The sequence below is a fragment of the Shinella sp. WSC3-e genome, assembly GCF_945994535.1.
In the GTDB taxonomy this organism is placed as follows: domain Bacteria; phylum Pseudomonadota; class Alphaproteobacteria; order Rhizobiales; family Rhizobiaceae; genus Shinella; species Shinella yambaruensis.
This window is the reverse complement of the sequence record NZ_OZ000530.1, coordinates 2,456,657-2,472,391: the sequence shown is the minus strand read 5'-3', so window position 1 is coordinate 2,472,391 and position 15,735 is coordinate 2,456,657. Positions and strand designations below refer to the sequence as shown.

15 protein-coding genes are annotated in these 15,735 nt (G+C 63.5%); 10 read left to right on the top strand and 5 right to left on the bottom strand.

The features are described from left to right. Positions 1-100: 100 nt before the first annotated feature. The 5 genes from AABF56_RS12210 to AABF56_RS12190 all read right to left on the bottom strand — a co-directional run bounded on the left by AABF56_RS12210 (position 101) and on the right by AABF56_RS12190 (position 4,596). Positions 101-439 (bottom strand): ArsR/SmtB family transcription factor, encoded by a 339-nt coding sequence (locus AABF56_RS12210; protein ID WP_244767077.1) that lies wholly within the window; start codon positions 437-439, stop codon positions 101-103. Positions 440-619: 180 nt separating this feature from the next. Further along, a complete protein-coding gene (locus tag AABF56_RS12205) occupies positions 620-1,384 on the bottom strand; it encodes a HugZ family pyridoxamine 5'-phosphate oxidase (RefSeq protein ID WP_272806111.1) in 765 nt (254 codons plus the stop codon). Positions 1,385-1,462: 78 nt separating this feature from the next. Next, positions 1,463-2,503 (bottom strand): choline ABC transporter ATP-binding protein, encoded by a 1,041-nt coding sequence (choV, locus tag AABF56_RS12200; RefSeq protein WP_244767075.1) that lies wholly within the window; start codon positions 2,501-2,503, stop codon positions 1,463-1,465. Beyond that, the gene (choW, locus tag AABF56_RS12195; RefSeq protein WP_244767074.1) at positions 2,500-3,372 is read right to left on the bottom strand and encodes a choline ABC transporter permease subunit; all 873 of its coding nucleotides are present in this window, start codon (positions 3,370-3,372) and stop codon (positions 2,500-2,502) included. Before choW ends, choV begins: the two co-directional genes overlap by 4 nt. A 264-nt stretch (positions 3,373-3,636) precedes the next feature. Continuing rightward, positions 3,637-4,596, bottom strand: coding sequence for a choline ABC transporter substrate-binding protein (locus AABF56_RS12190; protein WP_244767073.1), 960 nt, complete (start codon positions 4,594-4,596; stop codon positions 3,637-3,639). 229 nt (positions 4,597-4,825) lie between these two features. Here AABF56_RS12190 and AABF56_RS12185 point away from each other — a divergent pair, with 229 nt between their 5' ends. The 10 genes from AABF56_RS12185 to AABF56_RS12140 all read left to right on the top strand — a co-directional run bounded on the left by AABF56_RS12185 (position 4,826) and on the right by AABF56_RS12140 (position 15,629). Next, positions 4,826-5,413, top strand: a complete 588-nt coding sequence (locus AABF56_RS12185) for a thymidine kinase (RefSeq protein ID WP_272806110.1) — start codon at positions 4,826-4,828, stop codon at positions 5,411-5,413. 28 nt (positions 5,414-5,441) lie between these two features. Further along, on the top strand, positions 5,442-5,819 hold the full coding sequence (locus AABF56_RS12180) for a c-type cytochrome (protein WP_244767071.1): 378 nt from the start codon (positions 5,442-5,444) through the stop codon (positions 5,817-5,819). A gap of 171 nt (positions 5,820-5,990) precedes the next feature. Further along, positions 5,991-7,079 carry a hypothetical protein gene (locus AABF56_RS12175; RefSeq protein ID WP_244767070.1) on the top strand — a complete coding sequence of 363 codons (1,089 nt, stop codon included), beginning with the start codon at positions 5,991-5,993 and terminating at the stop codon, positions 7,077-7,079. A gap of 187 nt (positions 7,080-7,266) precedes the next feature. Further along, the gene (locus tag AABF56_RS12170) at positions 7,267-8,415 is read left to right on the top strand and encodes a hypothetical protein (protein WP_244767069.1); all 1,149 of its coding nucleotides are present in this window, start codon (positions 7,267-7,269) and stop codon (positions 8,413-8,415) included. A 161-nt stretch (positions 8,416-8,576) separates the two neighbouring features. Continuing rightward, positions 8,577-10,487 (top strand): AAA family ATPase, encoded by a 1,911-nt coding sequence (locus tag AABF56_RS12165; protein WP_272806109.1) that lies wholly within the window; start codon positions 8,577-8,579, stop codon positions 10,485-10,487. Positions 10,488-10,541: 54 nt separating this feature from the next. Continuing rightward, positions 10,542-10,790, top strand: a complete 249-nt coding sequence (locus AABF56_RS12160; protein ID WP_272806108.1) for a type II toxin-antitoxin system RelE family toxin — start codon at positions 10,542-10,544, stop codon at positions 10,788-10,790. A gap of 12 nt (positions 10,791-10,802) precedes the next feature. After that, positions 10,803-11,210, top strand: coding sequence for a helix-turn-helix domain-containing protein (locus AABF56_RS12155; protein ID WP_280530988.1), 408 nt, complete (start codon positions 10,803-10,805; stop codon positions 11,208-11,210). 10 nt (positions 11,211-11,220) lie between these two features. Continuing rightward, entirely contained in the window at positions 11,221-12,522 is a 1,302-nt protein-coding gene (locus tag AABF56_RS12150) for a DUF6638 family protein (RefSeq protein WP_244767066.1), read from the top strand. Continuing rightward, entirely contained in the window at positions 12,515-13,663 is a 1,149-nt protein-coding gene (locus AABF56_RS12145) for a DUF2333 family protein (protein ID WP_244767065.1), read from the top strand. The genes AABF56_RS12150 and AABF56_RS12145 overlap by 8 nt, the downstream gene beginning before the upstream one ends. Before the next feature lie 286 nt (positions 13,664-13,949). Continuing rightward, positions 13,950-15,629, top strand: a complete 1,680-nt coding sequence (locus tag AABF56_RS12140) for a formate--tetrahydrofolate ligase (RefSeq protein ID WP_272806107.1) — start codon at positions 13,950-13,952, stop codon at positions 15,627-15,629. Positions 15,630-15,735 lie beyond the last annotated feature (106 nt).

The window sequence follows — 15,735 nt, the reverse complement described above, 5'->3', positions numbered from 1 at the left end:
TCAAAGTATCAAGGCGCCCGGGGCCGTCAAGCGGATGATTCCATGCAAAACGCCCCGGATTCCGGCCGGGGCGTCGCGATCGGGATAGGCGGGGAGGCGATCAGGCGATGCGAAGCTTCTTTTCCGACGCCCCGTTGCCGGGGGCTCTGTAGATGCGCTCAAGCGCGTCGAGAATGGTCAGCACGGCATCGGACTTGCTGGAATAATAGATGGTCTGGGCATCGCGGCGCGTGGTGACGAGATTCTGCGCCCGCAGCTTCGACAGGTGCTGCGATAGGGCCGACTGGCTGAGACCGACCTGGTTTGCGAGGGCGCCGACGGCGATTTCGCCTTCGACCAGGACCTTCAGGATGAGCAGGCGCTTCGGGTTGGCCATGGCGGACAGAAAGTCGGATGCAACCTCGGCCTGCGCGTGCTCTGCGTCTGAAATCTTGTCCATCTGAAACTCCTTTGGGCGTTTCCGCTTCAAATTAAGTAATTTTTTGAATCCGCTTGTTAGCATATAAACAAAATACCCCTCATCAAGTGCCAGAAATGGGGGTATCCTGCACGTATAGCGATAGGCGCCTTCCCTATCGAAAAAGGCGCGGCAAGCGGATTTCGCGCAAATGCAGACGGTTCAGCCCGCCGCCCTTGCTTCCCGAAGCAAACGCGCAAGCTCCCCGCGAAGTTCCGTGGCCTGATCAAGTTCGCGTGAAAATTCCAGCCGCTTCAGTTTGTCGCCGCTGGCAAGGTCGATGCCTGCGGCGTCGAGCCCCACGATGATCCAGTCGCCGTCCTGCGCGCCGCAATAGTGGCGGGCATAGATGCCGGCCGCTTCCGCATGGTCGCTGTTCATGTGCTCGACGGCGCCGGTTTCCATCTCGGCAAGCGCGCCGCGGGCCGGGGAGCGAATCATGAGGTCGTCCGCCGTCAGAACGAAGGCCTTGCCGAAGCCGCCGTTGAGATGGGCGCGCAGCGGCACGAGGCGGAAGAAGGCGAAATCGGGGAAATCGACATAGAGTTTCGCCTTTGGGTGGCGGCGGACGAAGCGTTCGCGCAGCGCGGCATGCGCGGCGCTGTCGCGGGCCACTTCCTCCGCCTCGCAGAGCACCGTCAGGCGGGGATGGGCGAGGGGATCGCCCTTGCCGGGTTCGCCCGCCAGCAGCGAGGCGCGCGGGTCGCGCCGGAGCGCCTGGGTGTGGACGGAAAGGGCGGAGACGAGGATGACCGGCGTGCCGTCCGTGTCGGTGCCCGTCAGCGTGCGGCTGGCGAAGGGCGCGCCGCTTTCCGGCTCGATGACGGCAAGCGCGCAGCTCCGGGCGGAGCGCAGCAGCGTGCGGGCGAGGCGCCGCGCGTCATCATCGGTTTCGCGCAGGACGCTCGGCCTGTCCTTCTCGGTCATGGTCTTGCTCCCGTCCTTCCATGAAAAAGCAGCGCCCGTTGCGGGCGCTGCTCTATCTAATCCGTTCGGGGCGAACCGTCACCCCCGCCGGCGGTGCCGCGTCAATCCGTTCACGATATCCTGCGCGTTGATCGTGCCGACGACCGTGCCGTTGTCGACGACGCCGACATTGCCCGGCGTGCGGGCCATGGCGTCGAGGATGTCGACGAGCGGGGTCTGCGGTGCCGCGGTCGCCGTCACGCCGCCATTGCTTGAAGCGCCGTGCTGCATCACGTCGCCGGCCGTCAGCATGTTGATCGGGTTCATGTTCTGCACGAAGTCCGCGACATACTGGTTGGCCGGGTTCTTGACGATCTCCTGCGGCGTGCCGCACTGGATGATGCGCCCGCCTTCCATGATGGCGATGCGGTTGCCGATGCGGAAGGCCTCGTCGAGGTCGTGGCTGACGAAGAGGATGGTCTTCTTCAGCCGACGCTGGAACTCCAGCAGCTCGTCCTGCAGGCGCGTGCGGATCAGCGGGTCGAGCGCGGAGAACGGCTCGTCCATGAGCAGGATCGGCGCGCCGGTGGCGAAGGCGCGGGCAAGGCCGACGCGCTGCTGCATGCCGCCCGACAGCTCGTTCACCTTGCGGTCCGCCCATTTGGCGAGGTTGACGAGCTCGAGCTGTTCGGCGACGCGCGCCTTGCGCTCGCGATCCGGCACGCCGGCAAGCTCCAGGCCGAAGCCGACATTGTCGGCAACGCTGCGCCAGGGCAGCAGCGCGAACTGCTGGAACACCATCGAGACCGTGTGCATGCGGAAATCGCGCAGCGCCTTGGGCGTTGCCGTATAGGGGTTCACCGAACCGCTTGCGGCCTTTACCTGCACGTCGCCGCGCACCACGGGGGCAAGCCCGTTGACGGCGCGCAGCAGCGTCGACTTGCCGGAGCCCGAAAGGCCCATCAGCACGAGGATCTCGCCCTCCGTGATCGACAGCGTGGCATCGGCCACGCCGAGCACCAGGCCGGTCTCCGCGCCGATCTCGTCGCGGGTCTTGCCCGCATCGACCATGGCGAGGGCCTTCTGCGGGCTGTCGCCGAAGATGATGGAGACATTCTTGAAGACGACGGTTTCGGTCATTTGGCGTCTCCCTCATCGGCGGCGCGGAAGAGACGGTCGAGGATGATCGCGAGGATCACGATGCACAGGCCCGCCTCGAAGCCCATGGAGATGTTCACGGTGTTGAGCGCGCGCACCACGGGAACGCCGAGGCCCTTGGCGCCGACGAGCGCGGCGATGACCACCATCGACAGGGAGAGCATGATGGTCTGGGTGAGGCCCGCCATGATCTGCGGCGTCGCATAGGGCAGCTCGACCTTGCGCAGCACCTGGCCGGGCGTCGCGCCGAAGGCCTGCGCGGCCTCCACCAGCGAAGGCGGCGTCGAGATGATGCCGAGGCGGGTGAGGCGGATCGGGGCGGGGATGGCGAAGATCACCGTGGCGATGAGGCCCGGCACCATGCCGAGGCCGAAGAGGATCAGCGCCGGGATGAGATAGACGAAGGTCGGGATCGTCTGCATGAGATCGAGGATCGGCCGGAGGATCGAATAGAACCACGGCCGGCGCGCGGCGGCGATGCCGAGCGGCACGCCGACGACCATGCTGACGCCGGTCGCCGCCAGCACGAGCGCCAGCGTCTCCGTCGTCTCCTTCCAGTAGCCCTGGTTCACGATGAGCAGGAGGCCGAGGAAGGTGAAGGCGGCGACGCCGATCGAGCGGCGGAACCACCAGCTGAGACCCGTCACGAGCACGATGAGGAACAGCGCATAGCCGAACCTGCCGCCGGCGCTGGAGAACGGACCCTGCAGCAGGAAGAGCACGGCGTCGATGCCGGCCTGCAGGAAGACCTTCAGGAAGTCGAACAGTCCCTTGCCGTTGGTCGTCAGCCAGTTGACGACTTCCTTGGCGATCGGGCCGATCGGAATTTTGGAGACGGTGAGCCAATCCACGGCAGCAAGCCTTAGTCTGGAGGTTGACGATGCAACGACTATCGGCGGGAAGTAAGGGCGGGAAAGTTTCCTTCTCGCCCACAGAGCGCTGACAAAGTTCCGAAAACCTCTCCGCCGTCATGCTCGGGCTTGACCCGAGCATCCATCGCCGTCGTGGTATGTGGATCCTCGGCTCAAGGCCGAGGATGACGGCAGCGGGAGAGGTGAGGTCTGTCAACAACCTGAGGAGGGGGGAGGTCTCCTCCCCGCTCCCCTTCTTCCCTGTTAGAGACCGAGTGCCGTTTTCGCGGCCGGCAGGGCCTCGCCGCTGCCGTCCTTGGTCGTGACGCCGGCAAGCCACGGCTCGACGGCGGCCGGGTTGGCCTTCAGCCAGTCGGTGGCGGCCGTTTCCGGATCCTGGCCGTCGTTCAGGATCTTGCCCATGATCTGGTTTTCCATTTCCAGCGTGAACTTGAGGTTCTGCAGGAACTTGCCGACATTCGGGCATTCGGCGACATAACCCTGGCGCACGTTCGTGTAGACCGTCGCGCCGCCGAAATCCGGACCGAAGACGTCGTCGCCGCCGGTGAGATAAGTCAGCTTGAAGTTGGCGTTCATCGGGTGCGGCTCCCAGCCGAGGAAGACGACCGGGGTGCCTTCCTGCTCGGCGCGGGCGACTTCGGCCAGCATGCCCTGCTCGGAGGATTCGACCACTTCGAAGCCCGACAGATCGAACTTGTTGTTGGTGACCATGTCGATGATCAGGCGGTTGCCGTCATTGCCCGGCTCGATGCCGTAGATCTTGGCGCCGAGCGCATCCTTCTGCTTGGCGATGTCGGCGAAGTCCTTGATGCCGAGTTCGGCGCCCTTGGCATTGGTCGCGAGCGTGTATTTCGCGCCCTCCAGGTTCTCGCGCACGGTCTCGACCGAGCCGTCCTCGCGGAACGGCTTGATGTCGGCTTCCATGGTGGGCATCCAGTTTCCGAGGAAGACATCGATGTCCTTGTTCTTCAGCGATGTATAGGTCACCGGAACGGACAGGACCGTCACCTCGGTCTCGTAGCCGAGGCTCTTCAGCAGAACGGTCGCGGTGGCGGTCGTGGCGGTGATGTCCGTCCAGCCCACGTCCGAGAAGCGAACCTTGCCACAGCTTTCGGCTTCGGCGGCCGAGACGTTGGCGGCGCCAAGCGCGAGGACGGAGACGGCTGCGGCAAGAAGGGTCTTGAATGGCGATGCAGACTTCATTTTATTGCTCCCCTTATAACTGATGGTTTAGCCAATCATCAAAACGATATGCTTTCAAGCATCTTGGCGTAGCCGGAAGCCCCTGAAACGTCCAATAAATTTCGGACCTGTTCGCAATTTTGCACATGGATGTCGCAGAAGGCGGGCCGCGCGGTTTTCTGTGGTTTTCCGGCCTTTTCGACTGGAAAATCGCGCCCTGCCGGGCCATGAGGCGGGGACGGAGAAAATCATGGCTAAGCTCTATTTCAGTTACGCGACGATGAACGCGGGAAAGTCGACGCTGCTCCTGCAGGCGTCCTACAACTACCGCGAACGCGGCATGCGCACGGCGATCCTGATCGCCTCCTTCGACGATCGCGCGGGCCAGGGCCGCATCTCCTCGCGCATCGGCCTGACCTCGGAAGCCATCGCCTTCGACCATGCCGACGACCTCTACAAGCATGTCGAGGAACTGAATGGCGACGGCGGCGGCGAGATCGCCTGCGTCTTCGTCGACGAGGCTCAGTTCCTCTCCGAGGAGCAGGTCTGGCAGCTCGCCCGCGTCGCCGACCGGCTGCACATCCCCGTCATGGCCTACGGCCTGCGCACCGATTTCCAGGGCAAGCTCTTTCCCGGCTCGCAAGCGCTGCTCGCCATCGCCGACGAGCTGCGCGAGGTGCGCACCATCTGCCATTGCGGCCGCAAGGCGACGATGGTCGTCCGGCTCGGCGCCGACGGCAAGGTGGCGCGGGAAGGCGCGCAGGTGGAAATCGGCGGCAATGACAAGTACGTTTCCTATTGCCGCCGCCACTGGGACGACATCATGAACGCCGATTGACGGCCGTCGGGCGGCGAGGGGACAAATGATGAAACGACTTCCTGCCGCCGCCGCCGCGTTCCTCTGTCTCGCCGCCCCCGCCCTGGCGGAGGGCGACGCCGTCGCGGGAAAGACGGTCTTCAAGAAATGCGCGCCCTGCCATTCGACCGAGCCGGTCAACCGCGTCGGGCCGACGCTCGCCGGCATCGTCGGCCGGCCGGTCGCCTCCGTCGGCGACTACCGCTATTCCGCCGCCATGACGGCCTTCGCCGAGGGCGGCAAGATGTGGAACGAGGCCTTGATCGCCGAGTATCTGATGTCGCCCAAGGCCATGGTGCCGGGCACCGCCATGGCCTTTGCGGGACTGAGGAAGATCGAGGATATCGCCAACCTCATCGCCTATCTGAAAGCGCCGGCGGGCCATTAGCCGCCACCGAAATTTTCGGCACCGCTCTTGTGGGCGGTCCGTGCCGTCCCACATCTTGTTCGGTAGAGGCGGCGGGCAGGTTCCTATCTGCCTGAAATCGTATAGTGTTGCCGCGATGGAATAAATCGGGCGGCGCAGACGTCTGCCGTGGAGAGTTTCAAGGGGACAAGCATGGCCACACTTCAGAACTTCGATGCGGAAATCGAGAAGACTCGCAGCGTCGTCAACCAGATGCGCAGCAAGCTGGAGCAGTCGAGCACCGTGCTCGACCAGTTCGCCAAGGCGGACACCAAGCTCGGCGATGTCAATTTCGACATCGAGAACGCCCGCATCCAGGACGTCATCGCCCAGCAGCGCGTGATGGAAGGCAATATCGCCGACCTCATTATCGGCCTCGAAGATGCGACGAACATCTTCGGCACCGAATTCGAGAGCATGAAGAGCTATACGGGCTACGAGAAGTTCATCGGCATCTTCTCCAAGCAGAAGATGCAGCGCATGCGCACCGACCGCGTGCGCAACATGTCGCTCGCCGGCAACCTGCAGGAACTTCTCTCCAAGTCCGACACGATCGTCGGCATCCTGAAGGAGCAGAAGTCGATCCTCGACCAGCGCTACAAGACCTCCGAGGCGAGCCTCGTGCAGGTGATCGAGCGGCGCAAGGGCACGATGACCAATCTCGAGGCCACCCAGAAGCGCATCGAGGAACTGAACCCGCTGCTGATGGATCTCGAGAACCGCATCGCCGCTTCGACGGACCAGAAGACCCGCACGGACCTTGAAGGCGAGCGCTCGGCGCTGGCGACGGAATACAACCAGATGCAGGCGAAGGAGCAGGAGCTGCTTGCCGAGAGCCAGACGCTGGAACGCTACACCTCGATGTTCCAGACCTTCGTCGATTCGCTCAACAACCAGATCGCCGCGCAGAACACGCTGATCAACAAGCTGACCATCGATACCGAGCAGCGCATCGTGCTCTACAAGGCGCTGGAGGATTCGTTGAAGACCGCCGCGCAGCAGGATGTGGCGCACAAGATCAACACGCTCGGCTCGCAGGTCGACACGGCCGCGGAAGAGACCATGGCCGGCATCGGCTCGGCCGCCCAGCGCCATATCGGCGATCTCCTCGAAATGCACGAGAAGAACATGCTGGCGACACAGGACATCCAGCGCCGCAAGAAGCTCGCCGACGACGCCTTCGCCCGGCGCTTCCAGGCTGTCATGGACAAGCACAACACCGCGAACTACGTGAAGCAGTGATGGTCGCAGGCATGCCATTGCCCCTCGCCCTAACCCTCTCCCCGCAAGCGGGGAGAGGGGACTTGCCCCACGAATGGGTATTGGCTGAGGAAACCAGCGCGGCATATCTCCTTCGCCCCGTTCACGGGGAGAAGGTGGCCGGCAGGCCGGATGAGGGGCAGTCTTGGAGTGCCAGTGAGGATGCGCCATGAACGCCCCCGCCGACAGCGCCGTCGCACAATATTTCTCCACCATCCGCGCCGCCCTCGGCGGCCTTGAGATCTTCCTTGCCGACCGCAACTCGCCGCTCTACCGCAACAGCGTGGTGGGCGAGATCGTCGTGCCCTACCTTGCCCGGCTGAAGGCCTCCTTCGCCTGCTGGGAGAACCGCATCGGCTTCGTCCAGCAGTTCCGCGTCTCACGCGCCGAGAGCGGCTTTCCGGTGTTCCAGAACGTGCTGGAACTGGAGAACGACCGGCAGAGCGCGGAAAAGCGGCTTGCCGCGATCCCGAATGCCGACCAGCTGCGCGGCGAGATGGCGGATTTCATCCTGCGTCACAAGGCGTTCCCGGGCGATCTCCAGGCGCGCATGGCCGAGCGGCTCTACCTGGAGCAGATCGGCAAGGGCGACATCTTCTCGCCCTTCGTGCTGCCGGAGACGATCCGCGTCGCCGTCAACCCGAAGACCATGCGGCCCTATTACGTCGTGTGCTGGGGCGCCTTCGACGGCACGGCGACGTTGCCGATGGTCTACATGGCGACGATCGAGGATTCGAGCGAGAACGTCATCAAGATGCTGGTGACGAAGGACGGCAAGCTCAATCCGGAGGTGGACATCCCGCTGCCGGTCGGCGGCCTGCTCAATCCCGAGCTCGCCAGCCGCTTCGACGATTTCGCGCTGAAGAACAGCGCCTATTCGCTTACCCCCGCGACGATCGCCACCAATCTCGACCGGGATTTTCCGACGCTGCATCCCAAGCAGCTGCGCCGCATCGTGCTGGGGCCGTTCTATTCGGCCGGCATCACCGAGAACAATGAGCGGGTCAACGAGATCCTTTCCAAGGTGCGGAAGCCGGAAAACGCCTGGCTGCTGACCTGGACCGTGCAGGAGGTCTTCTCCAAGGCCGAGCGCCCGGCGAAGAAGGGTTTCTGGAGTTCCACCCCGGCGCAGGAGGAGTTCCATATCGAGACCGACGATCTCGAGGCCGCCCGCATGGGCGTCAGCGCCTATGAGAAACACGCGCTGGTGCCGCACGATGCCTATCAGGCGCTCTATGCCGCGGGCGAGACCGCCGGCATTTTCGGCGCCTACAAGGTGCATGTGATCTCGGGAAACCAGGTGATCAGCGAAGGGTGAACATCCGCCCGGCCAGGCGGGCGCCGATCCGCCGGCCGCTTTCACGCTCCACCCGTCGCGTTCTCGCGGATGCTTCGGGGAGACCGGCGGCAAACCGCTCCTGACGGAGCCCAAATCCCTCGGTGGCTTTTGCCGCCGAGCCATCAGAAGGACTGAGACCGATGAGCCTCAATGCCGGACTGACGACGATCCACGAAGACGATATCGCCAAGCACCAGGCGACGGCGCAGAGCCTCGTCACCAAACTCGTCATCCTCGAAAGCGACGACGGCAGGCAGGGCACCGCGCTTGCCGGCACCGGCCGGCGTTTTGTGTCGACGGTCTCGACCGCCGGCGCGCGGCGCACGCGCGAGGTGGAACTGGCAAGGACCATCCAGTCCGTGCGCGCCGCCGACCCGCTGCTCTCGCCGCAGCAGCATGCCGTGCTCTTCCGCTCCCGCCGTGGTCTTCAGGTCGCCCTGGCGGTGACGGATGCCTTTTCCCGCCAGACCAATCTCGAAGGCCTGCAATCGCGCAATCTCGCCTCGCCCCTGGCGGGTGACGAGGCGAACCAGTTCAAGGCGCTGCTTTCCGCCTCCGCCTATATCGCCGCCTTCACCTTCGCCGCCTATCTCGGCGCGACGCTGCCGGGCGAGGGCGAACCGGTGGAGGACGGCGGCGAGCCGGACTATCTCTTCGACACGCTGCAGGACGCGCTGAAGAGCATGGTCGCCGGCCTCGACCGGACGATTGCCGGCGCGCCGGACGATGCGGCGCTCGTTTCCCGCGCCCGGGCCTTCGCTCGCGTCGCCATCGAGGGGCTGATCAGCCGCCGCGCCCGCTTCACCGGCCTTGCCGGCTTCGAGAATGCCCATATCCGCATCGAGCAGGACGATTTCACCCTCTCCGGCTTCGACGTCGCGCCCGGCCAGAAGCGCAAGCCGCTCACGATGACCTTCAAGAAGCCGGAAGAGATCATCGGCAACCACATCGCCAAATACCAGGCGATGAAGCTCGCCAAGATGCTCGTCGCCTATGATTTCGAGCGCCAGCTCAACCCCTTCGTTGAACTCGGGGGCTTCCTCTTCACCTTCATCGGCGACGGTATGCCGGGCACCGGCAAGACGATCCTCATCCAAATGCTCGCCGGCCTCGTCAACGACTACTGCCAGACCGCCGGCTACGCCTTCCACTATGAGAATTTCGGCGTCGACCAGATTTCCTCCTACCAGGGCAAATCCGGCCAGAACTGCAAGGAATTCGTCAACAACGTCATCAACCCGAAGGCGATCGGCTTCGGCACGATCGACGACGTCGATCAGGTCGCCGCGAAACGTTCGGACGACCGGGCCTCGGCCGGCCAGCACGAGGTGACCGCGGTGCTGATGGAAAGCTTTGCCGGTGCCTCGACCGTGGTGCGCGGCAACTGCACCTTCGGCATGTTCTCCAACTATCCGGAAAATGTCGACGATGCGCTGCGCCAGCGCGCCGGCGCCCGCTGGCTGGTCGACGGACCGCAGACCGAGGACGACTATATCGACATCTTCGCCATGCTGGTCGGCAAGAACCACTCGATCCCACTCGGCGCGCACACGCTCTTCGAGGGCCAGGAGATCAAGCGTGCCGTCTCCACCTCCTACGGACAACATGCAAAACCACAGGAAGAGGGCCTTCTCGCCGTCTGGGAGATGCACGAGAAGGAGCACGGCGCCATCAAGTCGCTCGCCGATGTCGGCGCCTATCTCCATCGCATCAAGATCGCCGAGCCCCGCTTCACCGGCCGCGCCATCAAGAACATCACCGACGCGATTAAGATGCGCGCCATGGACGTGGACCTGCCGGACGACTGGTTCGCCACTGCCGGCGCCTTCATGCACAAGGGCTACGACGAGAAAAAGGCGATGATCGAGGAACTGCGCGGCCCGATCACCATGGAAATGGTCCTCCAGGAGATCAACCGCTACGCCGACAGCGAATTCCGTTACACGGACAAATCCGACGACGCGGCGGTTTCCGACATCATCCGCCGCGAACGCCAGCGCGAGAAGGCGATCCGCGAGATCGAGACGATGAAGGCGGAGGGACGGTGGTAAAAATTAGCTGTTAGCGAATTTTATTGCCTGTTTCCCGGGTGAGGTTTAGTGTCCATGAAACAGGTCGTCTTTCATGCACCGGCTTTAAGGACGCTGGCCCGGATACCGAGAAACGAAGCCGACAAGATCAGACGGAAGATTTACCAATATGCTGCCGATCCTGCAGCGCAGAAAGCAAATGTCAAAAAGCTGCAGGGACGTGCGGGCTTTAGATTGCGGGTCGGTAACTGGCGTGTGATCTTCGATGCAAATGGCGACGTTCTTGATGTGCTTGAAGTCGATAGCCGCGGAAGCATCTACTGAAGGAAGCGGGCGATGAACAAGGTGACCAGATTTACCACGCCGGGCGGCGAAGAGATGGTCGTGCTCGCGCGGGCCGAATACGAGGCGCTCGTCGAGATGGCGGAAATGCTGGAGGACGTCGCCGCCTACGACGAAGCCAAACGGCGCATCGCGGAGGGCGACGATCTCAAGGTTCCGTCCGAATTCGTCGACCGGCTGATCGACGGAGAGAGCCCGATCCGCGTCTGGCGCGATTTCCGCGGCATGACAAGCAAGGACCTGGCGAAGGCCATCGGCATCAGCGCGGCCTATCTTTCCGAGATCGAAACCGGCAAGAAGGAGGGCAGCATTTCGGTTTTCAGGAGCATTGCCAAGGCCTTGCGTGTTGATCTCGATGATCTTTTCTGGGGTGAAGACAATAAAAGGCCGGTAAGCGAGTGATTCAAGACGCATGAAACGCCTCCTCGAAGCCGAATTGATCTATGGCCGGCTGCTGCCGGTCGATGAGCCGCATCTGGTGGAGCGCTACAACAAGGCGCTCGACGGGTTTGGCATGCGCCGTACGGCGCTTCCCAGCTTCCGCATCGACATGACGGGGTTTTCGCCGGAGATCGCCGACGAACTCGGCGATCGGGACTATCTCGATCCGAACCGCGTCAACCGTCGCTTCATCATCATGACGCCGGAGCAGGTGAACCTGCCGGTCGTGCATACAAGCTTTTCCAACACCGCGGCGCTGATGCACGAGTTCTTCTCGGCCAACGCCCGGGCGATCAACGCCATCACCATCCGCGATGCGCTCTATGGCGAGATCGAGGACTCCGTTTCCGTCGTCAACGACATCGACGACCTGCTCTCGATCAACGAGGTGCGCTTCAAGGTCCTGTCGGCCGAGGACATGCTCGGCAAGGCGGGGGAGCTGCGCGGCCTCGTCGACCGGCTGAAGACCGTGCCGAATGCCTGGGCGGACGATGCCATGCTCAACCGCATGGTGGAACTGGCGAAACAGACCGGCGACATCCGCCAGAACGCGCTGGTGCCCGACCAGCTCGTCTTCCGCCACGAGGCCTATTGGGCGAACCATTTCGGCGGCGTCTACGTCTTCCTCGACGACAAGACGACGACGGTCATCTGCGACCCGACCGTGCCGGGCTTCCGCCGTTCCCGGCCCTGGCAGGTGAGCTATATCGCGCTCGACGACCACAAGCGTATCTTCGATTTCCTGGCCTCCACGAAGCGGCTGGAACTGCCGCGCGCCTCCTGGGTGGAGCCGTCGGGCCTCTTCCAGCACCGGGCGGAGATGACGGTGGTCGGCCTCGTCAACCGGGGTGATCCGACCGCCGATCTCGAAAAGGCAGACCGCATCTGGCTGCAGACCTGGATGCATCGCAATGCCGAGCTCATGGCGCGCGACGGCACCTATCCCTTCCTGCAGGAGGCGATCCGAACGCTCGCATCGACGGGGGAGATCAAGATCGCCGAAGTGCCGCCGCAGCGGCGCTTCATGCTGGTGCGCGCAGCGCCGGAGCATCCGGACCAGTGGCTGGTCAACCGCCTGATTTCACAGATGGTTCCTTATGATTTCGTCTCCCGCTTCGTCTTCGACAAGCAGGGGTTCTACGCCGCCTACGAACACTACAGCGAAAAGTTCCGCGCCTATGTTGTGGCGACGTTGACGCGGACCTATCTGCAGGACAAGGCTGCCTTCCGCAGGAAACTTTTCGGCATCAGAGAGGACGACCCTAATGCTTGACCCGATCGTCGCGTTTTTCCAACGCATCTTCGCGGCCATCGGCCGGGGCATCGGCCTCGTGATCGCCTGGATCCTCTGGCCGTTCATGACGGTGACGAACTGGTATCGGGCGCGCGGCTGGATCATCAAGGGGCCGATCGGCATCGGCCTGCTCCTGCTTGTCGGCTTCTACGCCTATTTCATCTGGCAGACCCAGATGTGGACCGGCTTCAGCCCGGACTACGTGAACGCCTACAATCTCGCCCAGCGCAAGCAGGATGCCGGCAGCGCATCGGGCGGGCAGGCGACCACGCCGGCAGCGGGCGAGGTCGCCGAGCCGGAGCCGAAGACCTGCGTGCGCTCGGCCATCGTCGATGTGACGGCCGACCTCATCGACTACAACGTCAACCAGAATGCCTGGATTTCGTCCATGCTGCTCTACAAGCTCGGCCTTTTCGGGCTCGACTGGGACCGTACGCCCTGGTTCGACAACAAGGCCTCGTTCCAGCGCGGCATCAACCAGGCGGTCCGCCGCACGGCGGTCGAGCTCGTCGATTCGCTCGGCCGCGTACGCGGCACCTCTGGCATCAATGCCGACCTCCAGCGGGCCCGCGGCAATATCCAGTTCGATGAGGAGACCTGGTATTTCGGCTCGGATTCGCTGCTGCCGAAGACGCCGACGCCGACCTATTACCGCACGGCGATGGCGGACCTGCGCAAGTTCAACGCCGCGCTGGAATCCTGCGAGGCGATCTTCGACGGCCGTTCGGACAACCTGATCGAATTCCTCGACCGCATCGCCAACGACATCGGCTCGACCTCCGCGATCATTCGCGAACGGTCGGAGTTCCACAATGGCGGCTGGTTCGATACGCGTGCGGACGACCGCTACTGGTTCGCCTATGGCCAGCTCTACGGCTATTACGGCATCCTTTCGGCCGCCGGCGCGGATTTCGATGCGGTCATCAGGCTGCGTGGCATCGAGCCGCTCTGGACGGAAAGCATCAAGCAGCTGCGATCCGCCCTCAACATCCAGCCGGCGATCATCTCCAACGGCCGCGAGGACGGCTGGATCATGCCGACGCATCTTGCTACGATGGGCTTCTATGTCCTGCGCGTGCGGTCCAATCTCGTCGAGATGCGCGACGTGCTGGCGCGGTAGGGAGCGAATAGGGAGTTGCGAATAGCGAATAGGGGCGCGATCTCTTTCGCTATTCGCTATTCGCTATTCGCTATTCGCTATTCGCTATTCGCTATTCGCTATTCGCTATTCGCTATTCGCCGCAAATTTATCCCCCCATGTCGTTTCTGGTCTAGCAAGCGGCAAAACCCGGTGTGGCATTGCCCCCGGCTTCACGATGAAATGGCGCGGCAGATAATGAAGGAAGCACCGCCGTCAGGGGAGGAGACCCGGTTGCGGTAGCTGTGCCGAGAGGGAGCGACACCGCATGGCCGACGTGAAATCCGATATCGAAATTGCCCGCGCCGCCAAGAAAAGACCGATCCTGGAGATCGGTGAGAAGCTCGGCATTCCGCCCGAGCACCTGCTGCCCTACGGCCATGACAAGGCGAAGATCAGTGCCGAATTCATCGCCGCGCAGAAAGGCAGGAAGAACGGCAAGCTGATCCTCGTCACCGCGATCAACCCGACGCCGGCAGGCGAGGGCAAGACGACGACGACGGTCGGCCTCGGCGACGGCCTCAATCGCATCGGCAGGAAGGCGATCACCTGTATCCGCGAAGCCTCGCTCGGGCCCTGCTTCGGCGTGAAGGGCGGGGCGGCCGGCGGCGGCTATGCGCAGGTCGTGCCGATGGAGGACATGAACCTTCACTTCACCGGCGATTTCCACGCCATCACCTCGGCGCACAACCTGCTTTCCGCGCTTATCGACAATCATATCTACTGGGGCAACGAGCAGAACATCGACATCCGCCGCATCGCCTGGCGGCGCGTCATGGACATGAACGACCGCGCGCTGCGCCACATCGTCGCCTCGCTTGGCGGCGTCGCCAACGGCTATCCGCGCGAAACGGGTTTCGATATCACGGTCGCCTCGGAGGTCATGGCGATCCTCTGCCTTGCGACCGACCTGAAGGACCTCGAAAAGCGCCTCGGCAGCATCATCGTCGGCTATCGCCGCGACAAGTCGCCGGTCTTCGCCCGCGACATCAAGGCGGACGGCGCGATGACCGTGCTTTTGAAGGACGCCATGCAGCCGAACCTCGTGCAGACGCTGGAGAACAATCCCGCCTTCGTGCATGGCGGTCCCTTTGCCAACATCGCGCATGGCTGCAACTCGGTCGTCGCCACCACGACGGCGCTGAGGCTTGCCGACTATGTGGTGACGGAGGCCGGCTTCGGCGCCGATCTCGGTGCGGAGAAGTTCTTCGACATCAAGTGCCGCAAGGCCGGGCTCAAGCCGGATGCGGCGGTCATCGTCGCCACCGTGCGCGCCATGAAGATGAACGGCGGGGTGAAGAAGGACGATCTCGGCCGGGAGAATATCGACGCGGTCAAGAAGGGCTGCGCCAACCTCGGCCGCCATGTGCAGAACGTCAAGAAGTTCGGCGTGCCCGTCGTGGTCGCCATCAACCATTTCATTTCGGACACGGATGCGGAAATCCAGGCGGTGAAGGACTATGTCGCGACGCTCGGGGCCGAGGCGATCCTCTGCCGTCACTGGGCGCTCGGCTCGGCCGGCATCGAGGACCTGGCACGCAAGGTGGTGGAACTTGCCGAATCCGGCCTGTCGCAGTTCTCGCCGCTCTATCCGGACGAGATGCCGCTCTTCCAGAAGATCGAGACCATCGCCAAGGATATCTATCACGCCGGCGAGGTGATCGCGGACAAGTCGGTGCGCGACCAGCTGCGCATCTGGGAGGAGCAGGGCTACGGCAACCTGCCGGTCTGCATGGCCAAGACGCAATATTCCTTCTCGACCGATCCGAACCTGCGCGGCGCGCCCTCCGGCCATACGGTGCCGGTGCGCGAGGTGCGCCTCTCGGCCGGCGCCGGCTTCGTCGTCGTCATCACCGGCGAGATCATGACCATGCCCGGCCTGCCGAAGGTGCCGTCGTCGGAGAAGATCTTCCTCAACGAGGAGGGGTTCATCGAGGGGTTGTTCTGAGGCGAGGCAAGACCCTTTCGGGCGCTTGGTCGCTTCGTCGTATCGGGCCTTGGACACCCAAGCCGCGCCTTCTCCTTCGTCATCCTCGGGCTTGACCCGCGGATCC